16 protein-coding genes are annotated in these 19,265 nt (G+C 51.6%); all 16 read right to left on the minus strand.

The genetic code is table 11. The features are described from left to right. Window positions 1-2 precede the first annotated feature (2 nt). On the minus strand, window positions 3-452 hold the full coding sequence (locus tag ACZ481_RS12610) for an ACT domain-containing protein (RefSeq protein WP_325537348.1): 450 nt from the start codon (window positions 450-452) through the stop codon (window positions 3-5). 153 nt (window positions 453-605) lie between these two features. Next, window positions 606-2,084: a stage IV sporulation protein A gene (gene spoIVA, locus ACZ481_RS12615; RefSeq protein ID WP_464770483.1), complete on the minus strand. Its 1,479-nt coding sequence runs from the start codon at window positions 2,082-2,084 to the stop codon at window positions 606-608. A gap of 227 nt (window positions 2,085-2,311) precedes the next feature. Next, the gene (locus ACZ481_RS12620; protein ID WP_464770484.1) at window positions 2,312-3,340 is read right to left on the minus strand and encodes an NAD(P)H-dependent glycerol-3-phosphate dehydrogenase; all 1,029 of its coding nucleotides are present in this window, start codon (window positions 3,338-3,340) and stop codon (window positions 2,312-2,314) included. Window positions 3,341-3,348: 8 nt separating this feature from the next. After that, the gene (gene plsY, locus ACZ481_RS12625; protein WP_464770485.1) at window positions 3,349-3,969 is read right to left on the minus strand and encodes a glycerol-3-phosphate 1-O-acyltransferase PlsY; all 621 of its coding nucleotides are present in this window, start codon (window positions 3,967-3,969) and stop codon (window positions 3,349-3,351) included. Window positions 3,970-3,989: 20 nt separating this feature from the next. Further along, window positions 3,990-5,315, minus strand: coding sequence for a ribosome biogenesis GTPase Der (gene der, locus ACZ481_RS12630; protein ID WP_464770486.1), 1,326 nt, complete (start codon window positions 5,313-5,315; stop codon window positions 3,990-3,992). A gap of 118 nt (window positions 5,316-5,433) precedes the next feature. Then, window positions 5,434-6,741 carry a DUF512 domain-containing protein gene (locus ACZ481_RS12635; protein ID WP_464770487.1) on the minus strand — a complete coding sequence of 436 codons (1,308 nt, stop codon included), beginning with the start codon at window positions 6,739-6,741 and terminating at the stop codon, window positions 5,434-5,436. A 120-nt stretch (window positions 6,742-6,861) separates the two neighbouring features. Further along, the gene (spoIIP, locus tag ACZ481_RS12640) at window positions 6,862-8,064 is read right to left on the minus strand and encodes a stage II sporulation protein P (protein WP_464770488.1); all 1,203 of its coding nucleotides are present in this window, start codon (window positions 8,062-8,064) and stop codon (window positions 6,862-6,864) included. Further along, the gene (locus tag ACZ481_RS12645; protein WP_464770489.1) at window positions 8,054-8,821 is read right to left on the minus strand and encodes a DUF1614 domain-containing protein; all 768 of its coding nucleotides are present in this window, start codon (window positions 8,819-8,821) and stop codon (window positions 8,054-8,056) included. Before ACZ481_RS12645 ends, spoIIP begins: the two co-directional genes overlap by 11 nt. A gap of 103 nt (window positions 8,822-8,924) precedes the next feature. Next, complete coding sequence (gene fni / locus ACZ481_RS12650; RefSeq protein ID WP_464770490.1) at window positions 8,925-9,989, minus strand: type 2 isopentenyl-diphosphate Delta-isomerase; 1,065 nt, start codon at window positions 9,987-9,989, stop codon at window positions 8,925-8,927. A gap of 8 nt (window positions 9,990-9,997) precedes the next feature. Further along, the gene (locus ACZ481_RS12655; protein WP_464770491.1) at window positions 9,998-11,959 is read right to left on the minus strand and encodes a bifunctional 4-hydroxy-3-methylbut-2-enyl diphosphate reductase/30S ribosomal protein S1; all 1,962 of its coding nucleotides are present in this window, start codon (window positions 11,957-11,959) and stop codon (window positions 9,998-10,000) included. Window positions 11,960-12,107: 148 nt separating this feature from the next. Continuing rightward, window positions 12,108-13,964, minus strand: coding sequence for a carbon starvation CstA family protein (locus ACZ481_RS12660; protein ID WP_464770492.1), 1,857 nt, complete (start codon window positions 13,962-13,964; stop codon window positions 12,108-12,110). A gap of 187 nt (window positions 13,965-14,151) precedes the next feature. Continuing rightward, entirely contained in the window at window positions 14,152-14,919 is a 768-nt protein-coding gene (locus ACZ481_RS12665) for a LytR/AlgR family response regulator transcription factor (protein ID WP_464770493.1), read from the minus strand. Then, on the minus strand, window positions 14,912-16,636 hold the full coding sequence (locus tag ACZ481_RS12670) for a LytS/YhcK type 5TM receptor domain-containing protein (RefSeq protein ID WP_464770494.1): 1,725 nt from the start codon (window positions 16,634-16,636) through the stop codon (window positions 14,912-14,914). Before ACZ481_RS12670 ends, ACZ481_RS12665 begins: the two co-directional genes overlap by 8 nt. A gap of 14 nt (window positions 16,637-16,650) precedes the next feature. Further along, complete coding sequence (locus ACZ481_RS12675; protein ID WP_464770495.1) at window positions 16,651-17,259, minus strand: lysophospholipid acyltransferase family protein; 609 nt, start codon at window positions 17,257-17,259, stop codon at window positions 16,651-16,653. Further along, complete coding sequence (gene cmk / locus ACZ481_RS12680) at window positions 17,252-17,926, minus strand: (d)CMP kinase (RefSeq protein WP_464770496.1); 675 nt, start codon at window positions 17,924-17,926, stop codon at window positions 17,252-17,254. Before cmk ends, ACZ481_RS12675 begins: the two co-directional genes overlap by 8 nt. Before the next feature lie 12 nt (window positions 17,927-17,938). Beyond that, on the minus strand, window positions 17,939-19,237 hold the full coding sequence (aroA, locus tag ACZ481_RS12685; RefSeq protein WP_464770497.1) for a 3-phosphoshikimate 1-carboxyvinyltransferase: 1,299 nt from the start codon (window positions 19,235-19,237) through the stop codon (window positions 17,939-17,941). Window positions 19,238-19,265: the final 28 nt, after the last annotated feature.

Consider the following 19,265-nt stretch of genomic DNA (forward strand, 5'->3'; position numbering starts at 1 on the left):
TCCTAAGCCTGCCCCAAAACTTCCAGCCTCTTTACCCCGTCTACCATTCGTAATTTGTCAAGCATCGCTTCCAAATCAATTGCCAGATCAGCGGTTTCAATGGATATGGTGGCATTGGCCACTCCCTGCAGCGGTATACCCTGATTAATTGTCAGTACACTACCGTGTTCATTGGCAATTGTGTTTAAAACACGGGAAAGCACACCTGATTTGTGCTCAAGCAATAAAGCCAGAGTGACGATTTTTTCTTTGCTGGCTTCGTAAAACGGAAAAACATAGTCCTTATATTTATAATAGGCACTACGGCTTAGTTCCATTTTTTCTACTGCTTCATTAATTGTTCTGGCTTCACCACGTTTTAATAATTCTTTTACTTTGATTGTTTTTTTAATAGCTTCGGGTAAAATTTCTTCCCGAACCAGATAAAAAACTGCTTTTTGGCCTGTAACCATGCTTCCCCTCCTCGGTACTGCAGTTGCGGATGGATATCTGTATATGGTAGACATTATAACATCAACCTCACAGGGATTACAAGCAAAAAATGCAAAAAAATTAGTCAGTCCTTTACAGACTGACCATAAATTCACTACAAAACGCACGGTTTCTTAGAAAATGATACATATTAGTCCGCCGCTGCCTTCGTTAACGATTTTCTGGAGCGTATCTTTGAGTTTGGTTTGTGCGTTCTCCGGCATACTTGACAGTTTATTCTGAATGCCTTCACGGACAAGCTCATTTAGAGATTTACCAAACAGATTGGTTCGCCAGATTTTTTCCGGTTCGCCTTCAAATTCACGCATCAGGTATTGAATCAATTCTTCGCTTTGTTTTTCCGTACCGATAATTGGTGAAATCTCGGCTTGCACATCGGTTCTGATGATATGTAATGATGGCGCGGAGGCTTTGAGTTTTACACCGAAACGGTTGCCGGTCCGGATGATCTCAGGCTCTTCCAGAACCATTTCATCCAGTTGGGGGGATACAATTCCGTAACCTGTTTGTTCAACGTCTTCCAGCGCAGCGGCGATTTTATCATAGTGCCGTTTGGCCACCGATAAATCCTTCATCAGGCGCAGGAGGTGATGCTCGCCGGCAATGGTGAAACCCGTAAGTTCTTCCAGGACACTATAAAAGAGGTCGCCCCGGGCTGTCATTTCGATAACGGCAATACCACTGCCCAGGTCCATGTCATGGAGGATAACGTCAGCGACAAAGTCATAGCCTGACAAATCATCAATTGCCCGGTCGATATCCCGCAGCCGGCGGATATATTGAACAATTTCACTAACGGCGCCTTCAAATTTTTGGCGCAGCCAGTGGGTTTTTTCCAGTTCTTCCACCCATTTCGGCAGGGTAATATTAACTTCTTTAACAGGGAATTCGTACAGCACTTCCTGTAAAATTCCGTAAATGTCGTCATGGGAAAGCTGAGCGCAGTCCACCGGAATCACCGGTACATCATATTCACCTTCCAGCCTGGCCACAAGCTCCCGCGTATCCTTGGAATTAGGTTTGGCTGTATTGAGGATTACCAGGAACGGTTTTTGCAATTCTTTCAGCTCATGGATAACCCGTTCCTCAGCCGGAAGATATTTGTCCCGGGGCAAGTCGGTTACTGTGCCGTCAGTTGTGATGACCAGGCCAATTGTCGAATGCTCGGCAATGACTTTGCGGGTGCCGACCTCGGCTGCTTCCTGGAAGGGAATTTCATTTTCGAACCAGGGTGTGAGCACCATGCGGGGACCTGATTCTTCTTCATAGCCCAGTGCGCCCTCAACCGTATACCCCACGCAGTCCACTACCCGTACCCGGACATTAACATTGTCTTTTACATTGATCTCAACCGCTTCATTGGGGATAAACTTAGGCTCGGTCGTCATAATGGTCTTGCCGCCGGCACTTTGCGGCAGCTCATCTTTGGCGCGTTCTTTGTCATAGGGGTCGGTGATGTTGGGCAATACCATGGTTTCCATAAAACGCTTGATAAATGTCGATTTACCAGTACGGACTGGGCCGACTACACCAATATAGATATCTCCACCAGTACGTTCGGCGATATCTCTAAACAGGTCGAATTTTTCCATCTGGCGTCTCCCTCCTGATTACGGTAGTTGTCATTATAATATATGACAGGCCACTCCAAATATTACAAAATAAAAAAAAGTATGGTAACTTAAAGTAACTCATACATTACTTTATTAGCCACCATACTTTTTTATGCCAAGTTTATTTTGCCGGTCAGCCGGAGACCTGCCTTTGCCGGCAGCCTAATTCACGGCTCTGCTTTGACTGTTGTAATTCAGTTATGCTCTTAGTTCCAGTGCAAGTGGTTTAGGGCGACCTCTTCGACTTCATGCGTCCGGCTGCGGGTCATAAGTTCCAGGACCGCGTCTTTGGGCGATTTATTCTGATATAAAACCTGGTGAATCTGTTCTGTTATCGGCATAGCCACCTCATGGCGGGCCGCTAACTGGTAAGCGGCTTTCGCAGCGCGGATGCCTTCCACTACCATCGATGTTTCCGCCTGGAGCTGATCGGCGCTTTTGCCGGCCGCTAGCATAATGCCGGCCCGCCGGTTGCGGCTGTGAACACTGGTGCAGGTGGCTATCAGGTCACCGATGCCGGCTAAACCGGCAAAAGTCAGGGGGTTGGCCCCCATTGCCATTCCCAGCCTGGTAATTTCGGCCAGACCGCGGGTCATAAGGGCCGATTTGGCATTATCGCCAAACCCTAACCCGTCGGCAATGCCGGCACCAAGGGCAATAATATTTTTCAGGGCGCCGGCTAATTCTACGCCGGTACTGTCAGGATTGGTATAAACCCGGAAATAGGGCAGCATAAATGTATCCTGGACGAACTCGGCCACCGTCCGGGACGGAGCGGCGATGACCGTGGCTGTAGGCTGACCCAGGCCCACCTCCTCCGCATGATTCGGACCTGACAGCACTGCCAGGCGGCCGGCCATTGACGGCAGTTCCTCGGCAATCACCTCAGTCATGCGTTTAACAGTGGTTAATTCCAGCCCCTTGGCAGCGCTGACGATAATGCTTTCCGCCCCGACCCAGGGAGCTAGCGTGGCCGCTGTTGCGCGGACGGCGTGAGACGGGGTGGCCAGTACAATTAACTTCGCACCAGCTGCCGCCTTGCTTATATCCCCTGTTACGGCAACCGACTGCGGTAACTTACAGCCAGGCAGGTACTGCGTGTTTTCACGGGTTGACTCCAGGTGGGCAGCCCGCTCAGGCGACCGCACCCACAGGCCCACCGACTGATGTTTTTGCCCTAAAACGGCGGCCAGGGCTGTGCCCCAGCTGCCGGCACCAATGACTGCTATTTTCATTAGAAATGTCACTTCTCTTTCTTGGGACTAGGCTCGGATTGGCCGCCGGCTTTAATCTTTGATTCTGTTCCCTGTAAGAGGCGTTCAATGTTAGGGCGGTGCCTCACAATGACAAACAAGGCAGCCAGGATGCCGAAATAAAAAAACTCCTGCCTGATGTGGAGCAGCCACATCGTGACTGGTACCAAGGCGGCGGCGGTAATCGACGCCAGGGAAACGTACCTGGTAAAGTAAACAATAAGTGCCCAGACAACAAAGACTATGAACGTCACTGTCGGCGCGATCATGGCAATAACCCCGAGCCCTGTGGCTACGCCGCGCCCGCCTTTAAACCTGAGGAATGCGGACCAGTTGTGACCGGCGATAGCGCCAATACCGCCGGCTAGTTCGGCCAGCGCCGTCCCGCCGATATAGTGGCCTAAGAGTACCCCGGCCACGCCTTTAAGGGCATCTGTGACAAACACCCAAAAGGCCGGTGCCGGCCCCAGCGTCCGGTAAGCATTGGTTGCCCCAATATTCTTACTGCCGAATTGCCTTAAATCAATCTTGTAAAACTTCTGGCCAATAATCAATCCATTGGGGACTGAACCGACCAAATAGCTGGTGATTATAACCAGCACATACTCCATTCTCCCACTCCCTCAGTTAGCTATTCATCTTTTTCCTTACGACCGCGAACAACCAGTTTGAGTGGAGTTCCCTCAAAACCAAAAGATTCTCTTAATCTGTTTTCTAAAAAGCGCAGATAGGAAAAATGCATGATCTCCGGATCATTGACAAAGAAAATAAAGGTAGGCGGTTTAACATCAGGCTGGGTGGTAAAATAAATTTTGAGCCGCCGGCCCCGTTCCGAAGGCGGGGGATTAATTGCCGTTGCGTCTTCAATAACCTGATTCAGCACACTTGTTGCCACCCGCATTGCGTGCTGGTCGGCCACATACTTGACCAGCTCGGTTACCCGGTTAATGCGCTGTTTGGTAAGGGCTGAGGTAAATAATACCGGCGAGTATTGCATAAAGCCCAGTTCATCCCGAATGTCCTCGGTAAACTTAAGCGAGGTTTTGCCATCCTTGTCAATCAGATCCCATTTATTAACCACAATAATGCTGGCTTTGCCAGCCTCATGGGCATAACCGGCAATTTTTTTATCCTGCTCGGTAACTCCCTCTTCAGCGTTAATAACCATGAGCACAACATCACAGCGGTCAACCGCCCGGAGGGAACGGATAACGCTATACCGTTCCACCGGCATATCCACCTTGGCTTTACGGCGCATTCCCGCCGTATCAATCAGGACGTAAGTTTGCCCGTCTTTAGTAAAATGCGTGTCGATAGCATCCCGGGTCGTACCGGGAATGTCGCTGACAATGACCCGCTCTTCGCCGATAATGGAATTGACAAGCGAGGATTTGCCCACATTCGGCCGGCCGATCACGGCTACTTTAATCTGATCATTTTCTTCCGGTTCGCTCTGTTCCGCCGGCAGCTGCTCGATCAACCGGTCCAGCATGTCGCCGATATTAAGAGCATTGGTGGCGGAAATGGCAATAGGATCACCTAACCCCAGATTATAGAATTCATAGATGTCAGCTTCGTTTTTCATGTTGTCAACTTTATTTACCACCAGCACCACCGGTTTTCTGGTAATGCGCAGGATTTTGGCCACTTCATTGTCGGCCGACGTCAGGCCGGTTTTACCATCGACAATAAACATGATCATATCGGCTTCGTCAATTGCCAGTTTGGCCTGATTACGCATGGCAGCCAGTATTTTATCATTTGACTCGAACTCAATTCCGCCGGTGTCAATCATAGTGAAATTACGCCCCAGCCATTCCGCATCCATATAGATGCGGTCCCGGGTAACACCGGGCATGTCTTCGACAATGGACAACCTGTTCCTGCCGATATAATTAAAGATAGTTGACTTGCCGACATTAGGCCGGCCGACAATTGCCACAATTGGTTTACTCATCGGATACCACCTTGTTATTTCATAAAATCTAAACGTACAAAAGCAAACTAGCAGTAGTTTTGCCTGAATTAAACCAAGGTTATTCTTTTACCGCTTTCGGCCTGCCGCATTTTTTCGCTTACCGCCACGCCGCCAGCAGTTCTTTTAAATCCTGGGCAAAATAAGCGGTACGTACCGGCACGCCCAGCTCAGCGGCAATTGCCGCTGAGCTGGTATTGTCAAGGAAGACCTGTTCTCCCTTTCTGAGGGCCACGCCGGGAACAATAATACCGGTACGGGGGCCGGGCAGCTGTTTTAGCCTGTCGGTAATGTCGCCACCTGTCAACAGGCCGGTAACGGTCACATTACAGCCGAAGAAACGGTTCTCAACCGCAACCACCCGCACATTGAGATTAGGCAAGGACAACCGGGTTAAGAGCGGCGATAGAATCCTTGCTGCCGACACACCGCAGATAACGTCAATGTATTGCGGCTCTGTGTAACCGGTGCCGGCCACAGGCTGCTCCTCCCACTCGGCGAGAAAAGTCCGGACGATGCCAACACCGTTTTCCAGCTGGGGAAATCCGTCATAATCGTCATAGGCGGGAATTTCCTGATTGGCGGCCAGATAAAACTCATCCGCTAGATAAACAAAATTTTCCTGCGTTTCCTGCCGGCATTTTTGTTGCCATTGCTGAACAAGATCAATTACCTGGCAGGCCTCCTGCCGGGTAAAGGGTGTTAACGGCTGACAGTTGTCGCGGTAACGGGTCAGCCCGACCGGGACAATGGCCAGCGACAGAACGGCCGGGAACATAGCGTATAAATCCGCAATCGTTCTGGCCAGTTCCCGGCCGTCGTTAAAGCCCGGGCACAAGACAACCTGGGTATGCAGCTCGATCCCCTGCTCTGTAAGTTCCTGCAGTTGGGCCATAATCCGGCCGGCCTGTTTCCCGCCCAGCATTTTTTCCCGCAGGCGGCCATTGGTTGTATGGACAGAGACATAGAGCGGCGATAAATGGAGTTTGGCTATACGGCTGAGGTCCCGTGGGCCGAGATTGGTCAGGGTGACAAAATTGCCGTATAAAAAAGACAGCCGGTAGTCATCGTCTTTAATATACAAACTATCACGCATTCCCGCCGGCATTTGATCGACAAAACAGAAAATGCACCTATTGGCACACTGACGCACCTTATCAAAAACAGCGCTTTCAAATTCCAGCCCCAGCTCTTCCTCGTAATCTTTCTCCAGTGCAATCAGTTCCTGCTCACCTGAGCCATGTTCAATCAGCAATTCAATCTCTTCCTCTGCCAGCGCAAAGCTGAGATCAATAATATCTTGAACAGCCTCGCCGTTGACCTCAAGCAGGCGGTCACCGGGCACAAGGCCTATTTCAGCACCGATACTGTCAGGTTTAACATATGAGATGATCCCCTTGTAAGTCAAACTATTCCCCCCTTCTGTTAATATTCCGTCAGCAGCTATATTTTCCCTGCACGCATTTTATTATCAAAGCAAAATAAATAAGAAAAAGGCAGGACATAAAAGCCTGCCGGTAAGCGTTCGTTACTTGTTATCGCCATCTTTTTCAGACTGGCTGGATTCAGGCTGGGTATTACGCCGCCTTTTAGACTTTGAACCCAGGAAATTGGTAAACTCGGTGGAAGCAAACCGTTTTAGTTTGGCGCCGGCTTCTTTAAAACTGCCGGTACTTAGGAATAAGAAGGCGGCAATACCGGCTATTAACAGGCCCAGCATCCAGCCCATGGATTTAGTCGCACCTGACGCCCCGCCGGCCGCCGAGCCAAGGCCGGTATTGCCGGCGGCTCCGGTTGTGCCGGCGGCATTAGGGCCTGTGGGGGCGTTCGATTTGCCTAAAATTGTCGGGACAACATCGGCAAACAGGGCAACCCCCTTCTCGGCTGACGCGCGGTCATTGGTGTGGGCGCCTACCTCAAGCAGCATGGAGCGGGGGTGCAAATCCTGGTTATAGTCACCGCCTTTGGCGAAAAAAATTCCTTTTACCAGGCCCGGGTGCTGCTTATCAGACGCCGCTTTTATCTGCAGGGCATAGTCTTCAATCTGTTTGCCTGTGGGACCGTATTTACCCACAACCAGCTGGATTTTGCTGACATCCTCACCATTGATGCTCGTTTTATACACTTGTGGGGGAACGGCATCGCGGTGAATATCGAAAATAGCATCAGGCTGCTCTTTTTTTACCAGGTTCAGGGCCGTCCGGCGCGAACGCTCATAAGCCATGTCATCGTGCGGATCATGCTTGGCGTCGGAATGAATGACCGTAACGCCCTTCTTTTCCAATGAGGTTGTGAAGGCATTGCCGACTTTATAGATCCCGCCTGCGCCCATGATACTTTCTTTACCGTCTGTAGGCACATAGGATTCGTCGGAGTGGGTGTGATAAACAGCGACCTTGCCGTTGCCCTCGGCCTGGGCAATGGCCGGCTGGAGAAACGTTTGCAGGCGGGCGAGGATGCCCTTCTGCTCCTGGTCATACAGCGATAGGTTGACTTCGCCGACAAATTTGGCATAAGCCGTATTGCCTTCCACCCGGATTACTTCATAGCGGCGGTTAGTCTCAGTCAGTACCTGGTCACCGGCCTGCATTTTCCAGCCGGTCATATACACGGGGGTTCCACTCTCGTCAACAACTGTCGAATACTGACCGCTGCTGCCTTCGTCGGCGTAGCAGGCGGCACCTGCGGTAAACAGCAGCAGTGTCAGCAGCAGTAGGATTTTACTTTTCACTGTTTTCACCCCCGGCATCCGAGGTTTTGTCGCCGGTTCCTGCCGGCTGGGAAGTGGGCGGCTCCTTTTTTTGCTTTTCTTTTGGGTGCAGTTCTTTACTAAACTCATATAAGCCCTCAGGCCGGTTAGGGCCCAATACCGGGCCGCCTTGCAGCTTTTCCCGGGTTTCGCCGACAAGTTCGGCAATCATTACCGCCACTACCCCGGCAATAATGGTGACATCAAAAGCACCGGCCCCGCCAATGGCGGTAGTTCCTGGAATTCCCAGCCCGGAGAGAGTGATGATATGGACAATATCACTAAGGACAATGCCCAGTACCCCGCCGATAAACGCACTCCGGCGGGACCGGCCGGCAAGATAGGCAATCAGGCCGGCAGCCAGCCCGTAGATTAATTTAGGGTCAAGATACATATTTTCCGGTTCATAAGGCAAATAACGCGAGCCAAGCGATACGGCACCGGCCACAAGTACAGCGGCAACGATGGCCCGGACTCTTTCGGCAGTTTCATCGGCTTTGTAAATCAGATACAGGCAGAGCAAAATAGGTAGTACTGCACCGCCGACATTGATGGAAATCTGCATGGGGGCATTCATAATAGGGATGTCGATAAAACTGCCGACAACAATAGCGGCAATAAATAACAGCGCCTGTTTATCAGTCATCCGCATGCGGTCTAAAATCCGGTGGGCTAAACCAAAATACACCAGCACGCTGACGACTAAAAGTAAAATCATGCCAAGGGGCATATTCATCATGTTGTTCACCTCATAGCCTTATAATGTTGACGCATTACTGCTAGTTTGTGCTGATAACACCTTATTAATACAAAAAGAACATGGCCAGTGGCCATGCTCTTGGTCATATTTTTTTTCGTGTGGCAAATCCCTGCGTATTAATACCCCTGGCAGTCAGCCATTCGCGGCTAAAGCCGGTGACAACGAGGGGCACCGACCATAAATCCCGGACCGTGTGGGCTCCTGTCAGCAGCATGTAGCGTTTTATATCGGTAATAAATTTCTCATACCAGTCGATCGCACCGTCAATGCCTTTATTTTTGATCATCTTTAAGACCGGGCCGGCAATACCGGCGGCCGCCCCGCCGATGGCTAAAGCCTTGACGACATCCAGGGGTGTTCTCACCCCGCCGGAAACCACAACATCAACCGCCGGCGCGGTTACGGAAACGGCTTCCACAGCCGCAATGGCAGTGGGAATTCCCCAGGACAGCATCTCTGCCTCCAGCTGTACCTGGCCCCGGGCAGCCTCAATCGCAAGAAAATTAGTACCGCCTGTGCCGCCAACGTCGATGGCCTTTACGCCAATGTCAACGAGGGCCCTGGCTTGCTCGCGGCCGATGCCGCACCCTACCTCTTTGACGATCACCGGCACGTTAACTTTGTTGACGATGGCTTCGATATGCGACAAGTAGGAACGAAAGTCACGGTCCCCTTCCTGCATGATAATCTCCTGCCCGGCATTGAGATGAATTTGAATGGCCTGGGCGCCAATCATCTCAACCGCATAACAGGCGGCGGCCGGGGGCGCATAAGCTCCCAGGTTGGCCAGAATTACACCGTCCGGATTAATCCGGCGGACAATTTTATACGATTCGGCCGCCGCCGGGTTTTCCACGGCGGCGTATTGCGAGCCTACGGCCAGAGCCGCGCCTGTCTGCCGGGAAAACTCGGCCAGCTGGCGGTTAACCTCGGTCACATCGGCAGCACCACCGGTAATCGCATTGATGATAACCGGCTGCGGCAGGTGTAAACCGGCCAGCTCGGTGCAAACATTAATATCCTGCCAGGCCAGGTCAGGCAGACAATTGTGGACTAAATGGAAATCGGTGAAGCCGGCAGCCGCCGGACCATCCTCCAGCAGCAGGGAATACTTTACATGTTCCAGTTTACGTGACTGCCGTATCATGCCGTTTACTAGTCCTCCCGTTTGAATAGATGCCCAAACTTATCACCCAGCGTAACCCCTGATGTTGGTGTCCGGGTTGAGAGGTAGTCGCTGAATTCGGCCCGTTCCTTTTCCTGCTCGGCCTGCACCATGCTAAGGCCGATTCGTTTATTGTCTTTATCAATGCTGAGTATTTTAACCGCTACCTGCTGACCGGCGCTTACGACCTCTTCCGGCTTTGCCACGCGGCGTTCAGCCATTTCCGAGATATGCACCAAACCCTCGATACCCTTCTTGATTTCAACAAAGGCCCCAAATTTAGCCAGTTTGGTAACCGTGCCGCTGACGATGCTGCCGGTCGTCAGGGTATCTGCCGCAGAATACCAGGGATCGCGTTCTACATCCTTTAAACTAAGTGACAGCTTCTTGGCCTCAGCGTCAAGCTTGAGGATCACAACCGTAACCTCATCGCCCACACTGACAACTTCCTGCGGTGTTTTGACGCGCTGCCAGGATAAATCGGAAATATGAATCAACCCGTCAATGCCACCGATATCGACAAACGCGCCAAAAGTGGCAAGCCGGCTGACTTTCCCGGTAATTGTCTGGCCAACAGTCAATTTCGCCAGCAATTCTTTTTCCAGCGCTTGTTTTTCCCGGGCTAATAACTGCCGGCGGGACAGAACCGCCTTCTGCTTTTCCGGGTCCACTTCAATCGGGATAGCCCGGAGCGTCTGGCCCACAAAGGACTCTAAGTTTTCCACAAATTTAAGATCAAGCTGGGAGGCAGGGATAAAACCTCTTACCCCGAATACGGCCACAGTCACACCGCCTTTTACGATCCCCGTAATTGCAGCCTCAACGGGCTCGCCGGCCGCAGAGGCCTGCCCCAGCTTATCCCAGGCCGTCAGTCTGTCAGCCTGCACCTTGGAAAGCTTAACCTGGCCGTCAGCACCGTCGTTATCCACTACCAGCACCTCAATGACCTGCCCTACACTTACCGCATCAATGGCTGTCGGCGGGACCGGATAAGCCAGCTCGGCCAGCGGAATAACCCCCTCGGCCTTATAACCGATATCAACAAACACCTCGTCATGGCGAACACCCACAATAGTTCCTTTTACGATCGTGCCGGTTTCCAGTTTAACAACATCAGTCATATTCATTGCTTCCATTTTTTCATATACCTCCTCAATAACCCAATCAGGGGTTGATGCCCCGGCTGTTATACCCACAGCCTGCAGGCCGGCAAACCATTCCGGCTTAAGCTCACTGGCTGATTCGATATGATAAGCCGGTGTACCGGCCGCCCGGCAGACGCTGGCCAGACGGGTAGTGTTGGCACTGCTTCTACCCCCAACGATAATCATACTATCAACATTCCGGGCCAGATTAACCGCTGCCTGCTGCCTAAGATCAGTTGCCGTGCAGATGGTGCGTTCAATTTTACACTCGTCACACTTTTCCTGCAAAATAGCAACAATGGCATCAAATTCTTCAGCGGCAAATGTAGTCTGGGCCACGATCCCCAGCCGGGAGTGATGGGACAGCGCTTGTGCTTCCTGCTGGGTTTCAACAACATCGGCCTCATTATTTGCCCAGCCCAGGATACTTTGCACTTCCGGATGGTGCCGTTCGCCGACAATAACAACCCGATAGCCGGCCTGTAACAAGGCCTGGGCTGCCTGCTGCGCTTTTTTCACATGCGGGCAGGTGGCATCCACTATGGTCAGCTGCTTGGCTTCGGCCTGGTAGTATATCTCAGGGCCAACACCGTGAGAGCGGATAATGACTTTACCTGCAGCTATGTCTTCCAGCCTGGCGGCGGCCCCGATTCCCATTGTTTGCAATTGCTTGACCATCTGCGGATTATGGATGATTGGCCCCAGTGTATATACCGGGCAGTCGGCAGCGGCAGCATGCACAGCCAGGTCAATAGCCCGTTTTACTCCGTAGCAAAAGCCACGGTTTTCGGCTAAATAGATTTTCATAGTGCCTCCTGCTTGGTAGTCTTTGGTATCCTTGCCTTATTTATTATAACCCCTTTGCGGCTGTGTTTCAAATACAAAACCGCCGCTATTTAGCGAAAGCTGCCATAGCGGCGGTTTTTTGGATACTATTTAACGCAGGTGGGAAATTTTAACTGGGAATATTGGGTTTGGTTGTATCAACAGGACAGGATAAAACCGATATTTCCGTATTCATGCCGACCGGTTTATCTGTTTTCAGCAACGTAAGCCATAGCCGGATGGAGTCCAATAAGGTAATCACTACCAGGACGATTAAAATGATGCTGACCGTGCCGTTGGTATTCCCCAGCGCGTCGCCCCGCTTAAAGAACATTTGCACATTCATGATGCCGGCAGCAATTACTGTGACTGACAAAAAGCAAAGCGGGGCAAAGGTTACCCAGGCATAGGATTTTTTCGGAGCAATTTTTAAGATAATGGTCGTGCCGATCGCCAACGCGATAACCGCTAAAAGCTGGTTCGCCACGCCAAACAGCGGCCAGATGCTGGCAACATCCCCGCTGTACAGCAGGTAGCCCCAGCAATAAGTAACCAGGAAGCTGGTAAAGAGAATCCCCGGCCACCAGTTGGTTTGTTTAAGCGGGCTGTACATATAGGTTCCCAGAATATCCTGCAGGATATAACGGGCAACCCGGGTGCCGGCGTCAATTGTGGTCAGGATGAATAACGCCTCAAACATAATGGCAAATTGGTACCAATAACTCATAAGGTGTTGCATGCCGCCAATACTGGAAAAGATGTGAGCCATACCGACCGCCAGCGAGACAGCCCCGCCGGGACGATGAGCAACATCCATTTGCACCAGCCGTGATAATTCGTTTATTTCCACTGTCGGTATTCCCAGCTTGGCAAATACAGCCGCCGGGCTGTTGATGGCGAAATAATCACCAGGCATGAGCACTACCGCCGAGATCAGAGCCATTACGGCCACAAAGCCTTCGGTGAGCATGCCGCCATAAGCGATAATGCGGGCTTGGGATTCAAGCTCAATCATTTTAGGTGTCGTACCTGATGAGATAAGCGAGTGGAAACCGGAGATCGCACCGCAGGCAATCGTGATAAATACGTACGGCCACCACGGTCCGGGGATAATCGGGCCGCCGCCGGCCGTAAACTGGGTGGTCATCGGCATGTTGATAGCAGGCTGCACGATGAGAATTCCCAGGGCCAGAGCCAGCACCGTACCTATTTTCATATAAGAACTGAGATAGTCACGCGGGGCTAACAGCAGCCATACCGGCAAAACCGCGGCGAAGAAGCCGTATACCGGCAGCGCCACCGACAGTTGCTGCTTGGTCAGGTCAAAGATGCCGGCCAAGCCGGCCCAGGGCTGCCCCGGGCTGAGCCAGTGCCCGGTAAAGACTGCCGCCATTACCAGAATAAAACCGGCGATTGAGCCGGAACGGATTGAGCCGGGAACAATTTTGAACATATATAAACCAACAACAATTGCAATCGGGATCGTCATAAAGAGCGTATATACGCCCCAGGGATTTTTAAACAAAGCATTGACAACAACGATGGCCAGGCCGGCCAGGGCGACAATAATAATGAAAAAAACAGACAGTGAGGTGGTTATCCCGGTTAAGGGACCAACCTCCCGCCGGGCAATTACCGCCAGTGACTGGCCATTGTGACGGACAGAGGCAAACAGAATAATAAAATCATGCACTGCGCCGGCAAAAACTGAGCCCAGTAAAATCCACATGAAGCCGGGGCCCCAGCCATACTGGGCTGCGAGCACCGGGCCTACAAGCGGGCCGGCACCGGCAATAGCAGCAAAATGGTGACCGAATAATACCCATTTATTGGTGGGAACAAATTCGCGTCCGTCATTACAGCGGTAGGCCGGTGTTATATTGGCGTCGTTTAAAGCCAGGACTTTGGCGGCGATGAAAGCGGAATAATAACGGTAGGCTAAAATGTACACGCAAATAGAGATGACCAACAAACTAACTGAATTCATTTAGCAGTCCCCCTTTCAAAAATAAATGAACTGAACATCTAACCTCCTTTCCCTGGATTGCTACCTAAATAATACAATATACATAAAATCCTGAGCAATATGTAGCCTGTGAAATGACAAAAAACCAGGATGAAATACACTGGCATCCTGGTCAATAGCATCGGCGTTTGTACAATGTTACACAACATTATAAGCCAAATATTTTTTTCAATTTGGGAACCTGCTGGCGGCTGACCGGCACATCGCGGCTAAACCCTTCTAAAATCAGATTGTAGGTGCCATTAAACCAGGGAATCATTTCCCGGATTTTTTCAATATTAACAAGATAAGCGCGATGGGTACGGAAGAATAACCGGTCATCAAGCCGGGACTGAAGATCCTGCAGCGACATATTCGAATAGTAGCATTTATCGGCCAGTTGTATGGATAACTGACCGTCTGCACAGTATACGGCAATGATATCCCTGGTATCAATCACATAGGCTTTGCCGTTGTGCTCAATGGCAAGCTTCTGCAGGCAGTGTAACTGTCCCTCACCGGCTTCGCGTTTTTTTAGCGCGGCTGTCTTTGTTTCCGCCAGCAGGCTGCGGACTTTGTTGATACATTTGGCTATCCTTTTTGCCGAAAACGGTTTTAATAAATAATCTACGGCATTAAGCTCAAAGGCTTTTACGGCAAACTCTTCATGGGCCGTGGCGAAAACCACCAGCGGCGCGGCCTGGCCGGCAGCAACCTTTTCCGCGGTTTGGATACCATTTAACCCCGGCATTTCAATATCTACAAAGATTACCTGAGGATTAAGCGTCGCTACGGCCCGGCCGGCTTCTTCACCACTGGCAAACTCGCCGATAATCTCAATATCACCGAATTGTTCCAGCAAATAGCGCAACTCGCTCCGGGACGGCTCTTCATCGTCAATTACCATTACTCTTATTGGACATACGTGGTCAACCATTGCCCATAACCTCCACATCGACCGGAATATGAAGTATGACCGTTGTCCCCTGCCCTTCGGCACTGTTAATAATCAGACAGTGCTTAGAACCGTAAATCGCTTTCAGCCGTTCACTGACATTAGTCAGACCAACCCCGGCCCCTTTGCCGTAGCCATATTCCATTATTTGCTCTTGAATGGCCGGCGGTATGCCAAGCCCGGTGTCGCTTATGGAAATAACAAGCTGCCGCCCGTTTTTGTGGGCACAAAGCTCTACTGTTCCCCCGTCCGGTTTGGCTAACAGCCCGTGCTTAACCGCATTTTCAACCAGCGGCTGGAGGATAAAGGAAGGAATTAAGATAGCCAATGTATCTGGCGCAATATGCTGTCTAATGATCAATCTGTGGCCAAAGCGCGCCTGCTCCAGGGCCAGATAGGATTCGACATGCTCCAATTCTTCTCTGAGGGTGACAAAGTCGCGGGCCGACTTAAGGCTGCGGCGGAAGAACTCACTCAGTTCAATCAACAGATTACGGGCGTTTTCCGGGTTGGTCCGGCAGAACGAAACAATCGTATTTAAGGCATTAAACAGGAAATGCGGATTAATCTGCGCCTGGAGGGCTTTCAGTTCCGCCTTGGCCGTTAATTCAGCCTTATGCTGCAAAGCTGCCAGCTCAAGCTGCGTGCTGAATACCTGGCCTAACCCCTGGGCAAATTCGATATCCAGTGCGGTTAGCGCTTCTTCCCGGGCATAATAAATTTTTAACGTGCCGACCAGATCGTCGCGGCAGTACAGCGGAACCACTATCGCTGATTTAAGCGGACAGGCCGGCACATTGCAGCCAATTTCGGCCTGAGTCTGAGCCACGGTGACCTGGCCGTGCTGCAAGCAGGCTTGAGTAAGCTTGGTAAATACCTGCTTGCCTTTAATATGGTGATCGCTCCCCAGGCCAATATGGGTTAAAGCCTGTTTAAGATCGGTAATGGCGACGGCAGCGGCTGAAGTCATAGTCAGTATATTTATGGCTACCTTTTCTGCCGATTCCGGATTCAACCCTTGGCGGAAATGCGGTAAAGTCGCATTGGCAATATTTAAGGCCTTGTGTGTTTGCAAGGCGGCGATCTTAGTCTGATGCTCTCTGGCATTGTGCAAAATCAGCATAAAAATGGCAATCCCTATGGCATTGGCCAGCGACATGGGCACAATGATGCGGGCAACAAGCAGCCGGGCGGCGTCATAAGGCTTGGAAAACAGCAGAATAAGCCCCATACTGAGCAGTATGACCCCGACACCGGTAATAATTCCCGTGATCCATTCGGGGTCTTTAGGTTTTGTTTTTATATGGATATATCCGGCCAGCATACCGCCGATTATGGTTGTGACACCACAGGGAACAGCAGTAAATCCCCCGAGATAAATGCGGTGCAGGCCACTGAGCAGACCGGTGACAGTACCTACCAGCGGACCGGCGAGCAGACCGGCGACAATCGTTCCGGTATCACGGACATTGGCCAGGGCACCTTCGATTGGTATGCCAAAATACGTACCGGCAATGGAAAGCAGGGAAAAAATCAATATCAGGATCAGCTTCTCCCGGTAGGTCGTGCTTTCCTTAAATATCAGGCGAAATGCCTGGGTATGTGATAGTACATAGGCAAAAACGGCAATGATGGCAATACGCTGTACCAATATAACCGATAAATTGTCGTCCAGCAGTTTAATTGTACTGTTATCCAACCCAATCCACCCGCTTACTTCACAGTGCCGCTTTCGCTTTTCAGCAAGCGGTCAATCTCGCTCATTACCTTACCACTCAAACTATCCAGACTGTCCTTACCGCTGCTACTGTCCCTGGACAGATAAAGCGGTTTACCAAATATTACCTTGAATTGCGGGAATAAATGACCGTCCCGCAGGACTTTGTTAGTACCGATGAGTGCGGCCGGTACTACGGGCACGCCGGCTTTTACGGCCAGCATGGCCAGACCTGGCTCCGGTGCGCCCAATATCCCGGTTTTGCTGCGTGTCCCCTCCGGGAACAAGCCCAGGACCGAGCCGTCTTCCAGCAGCGACAGGGCCGTGCGAATTGCCGTCCTGTCGGCGATGCCGCGCCTGACAGGGAATGCGCCCAGGCGGGAAATAAGCCGGCTAAAAACCGGGTTGGTAAAAAGCTCTTCCTTCGCCATAAAATGAATCGGCCGGGATATGGCGGTGCCAAGAACCGGCGGGTCCCAGAGACTTACATGGTTGGCGGCAATAATGACACCGCCTGTGGCCGGAATGTTTTCAGCGCCAATCACCTGCCGGCGAAAAAAAAGGGCAAAGATGGCACTTAATAGCAGGTGCAACAGTTTATACACATTCCTGTCTCTCCTTACAAAGTTCCAGTATTTTTTCTACCGTAGCCTGAATAGATAACTCGGTAGTATCGATGAAAACGGCATCGGCCGCCGCCGCCAAGGGGGCAAACTCGCGCTCGCAATCGGCTTGATCACGGACTTTAATCTCATTTTCCAGTTCAGCCAGCTCAATGGTATAACCTTTGGCCGTCAGCTCCTGCCAGCGCCGCTTGGCCCGTTCGGAGATAGAGGCTGTTAAAAATATCTTTATGTCGGCATTCGGCAAAACATGTGTGCCAATATCCCGGCCATCCATAACGACCCCGCCGGCCGCTGCCAGATCGCGCTGCAGGGTGAGCATAATGTCCCGCAGCGCCTGGACCTGTGCCACCCTGGAAACCAGGCGGCTGACCTCGGGGGTCCGGATGGCTTCGGTAATGTCCCGGCCATTAACGGCTACTGCTGTTTTGCCGTTTACGTAGGTCAGTTTCAAATCAAGGCTGGCCGCCAGCGCGGCCACGGTTTCATTATCAGGGGCAAGGCCTGCCTGTAATACCTGCCAGGCAACAGCCCGGTACATCGCTCCGGTGTCAATATAGGTGTAACCGAGCTGCTGCGCAGCCAGTTTGGCTACGGTGCTTTTGCCTGCCCCTGCGGGTCCGTCAATTGCAATAATTAAGCGCTTCATAGTGGCCTCCTATTATTCCTGCCTTAGCCCTGTAGCAACAGCAAAAAAATCAGGATACGAAATAGTAACACAATCTGCTGCTGCAATCTCAGCCCCCTGCCCCGCCAGACCGGCCACTGCCAGGGCCATGGCCATCCGGTGATCGTGATGGGAATAGCAAGGGGAAAAGTTCAGCTGCTGCGGGCCGTCAATAATCAGCCCGTCCGGGGTTTCCGTAATTTTTGCCCCCAGTTTGCTTAATTCCAGCGAAACTGCCTTAAGCCGGTCGGTTTCCTTGACCCTCAGTTCTTCCGCCCCCTGCACGACGGTCCGTCCCTCGGCAAATAAGGCGGCTACAGCCAGGGCCGGAATCTCATCAATCAGCCGGGGAATAATCTCCGGGTCAATCGTAGTGCCTTGTAAGCGGGCTGATTTCACAATAATATCGGCTACCGGCTCACGCCCGCTCCACCGCTCGTTAACAACCGCAATATCCGCCCCCATTGCTTGCAGAATATCAAGAATACCGGTCCGGGTCGGGTTAATGCCAACATTAACCAGGGTAAGGCGGCTGTTGGGAATGATGGAAGCGGCCACCAGCCAAAAAGCAGCCGAGCTGATGTCGCCAGGTATATTGATTAATGACGGAGCGGTAAGTTTTTGTACCGGGTTCAGGGTAATGGTATTACCGGTGCGCAGGACCGGGATACCAAAGGTTTCAAACATTCGCTCCGTATGGTCGCGCGACGGCAGGGGCTCTGTGATTACCGTGGTGCTGCCGGCATATAGCGCCGCCAGCAGAACGGCCGATTTCACCTGAGCACTGGCAACAGGCATAGCGTATTCAATGCCTGTAATCTCTTTTGCCGGCATAATGGCCAGTGGTGCATAACGGGACTGTTCACGGCCCAGTATCTGCAAACCCATTTTTGCCAGCGGCGTTATTACCCGGCCCATAGGGCGTTTGCGCAGGGAGGCGTCACCGGTTATGACGCTGAAAAAAGACTGCGCGCCAAGCAGTCCGGTCAGCAGCCTGATGGTAGTGCCGGAGTTGCCTGCATCAAGTACCGTTTCCGGTTCCCGTAAACCGTAAAAACCATTGCCGGTAATGGTTAACTGTCCTGCCTCATCCTGCTCCACCATAACCCCCAGCGCCTGCATGCACGCAATGGTTGACCGGCAGTCGGCAGCCTGGAGGAAGTTGGTTACTTTTACCGGCGTATCAGCAAGCCCGGCCAGCATTACACTGCGGTGCGATATGGACTTGTCACCGGGAATATGTATTGTTCCCGTTAACCGTGCAGCCGGGGCTACTTTTATGACTTCTCCCATAATTATCCCTCTTCCCGATATTTTTTAA

Source organism: Sporomusa intestinalis (assembly GCF_055383785.1).

Excerpts from the sequence above, each read along its gene's own strand:
- ACZ481_RS12610 (WP_325537348.1), bottom strand. The coding sequence starts at position 452 with ATGGTTACAGGCCAAAAAGCAGTTTTTTATCTGGTTCGGGAAGAAATT.
- spoIVA (WP_464770483.1), bottom strand. The coding sequence starts at position 2,084 with ATGGAAAAATTCGACCTGTTTAGAGATATCGCCGAACGTACTGGTGGA.
- ACZ481_RS12620 (WP_464770484.1), bottom strand. The coding sequence starts at position 3,340 with ATGAAAATAGCAGTCATTGGTGCCGGCAGCTGGGGCACAGCCCTGGCC.
- plsY (WP_464770485.1), bottom strand. The coding sequence starts at position 3,969 with ATGGAGTATGTGCTGGTTATAATCACCAGCTATTTGGTCGGTTCAGTC.
- der (WP_464770486.1), bottom strand. The coding sequence starts at position 5,315 with ATGAGTAAACCAATTGTGGCAATTGTCGGCCGGCCTAATGTCGGCAAG.
- ACZ481_RS12645 (WP_464770489.1), bottom strand. The coding sequence starts at position 8,821 with ATGATGAATATGCCCCTTGGCATGATTTTACTTTTAGTCGTCAGCGTG.
- fni (WP_464770490.1), bottom strand. The coding sequence starts at position 9,989 with ATGATACGGCAGTCACGTAAACTGGAACATGTAAAGTATTCCCTGCTG.
- ACZ481_RS12655 (WP_464770491.1), bottom strand. The coding sequence starts at position 11,959 with ATGAAAATCTATTTAGCCGAAAACCGTGGCTTTTGCTACGGAGTAAAA.
- ACZ481_RS12660 (WP_464770492.1), bottom strand. The coding sequence starts at position 13,964 with ATGAATTCAGTTAGTTTGTTGGTCATCTCTATTTGCGTGTACATTTTA.
- ACZ481_RS12665 (WP_464770493.1), bottom strand. The coding sequence starts at position 14,919 with ATGGTTGACCACGTATGTCCAATAAGAGTAATGGTAATTGACGATGAA.
- cmk (WP_464770496.1), bottom strand. The coding sequence starts at position 17,926 with ATGAAGCGCTTAATTATTGCAATTGACGGACCCGCAGGGGCAGGCAAA.
- aroA (WP_464770497.1), bottom strand. The coding sequence starts at position 19,237 with ATGGGAGAAGTCATAAAAGTAGCCCCGGCTGCACGGTTAACGGGAACA.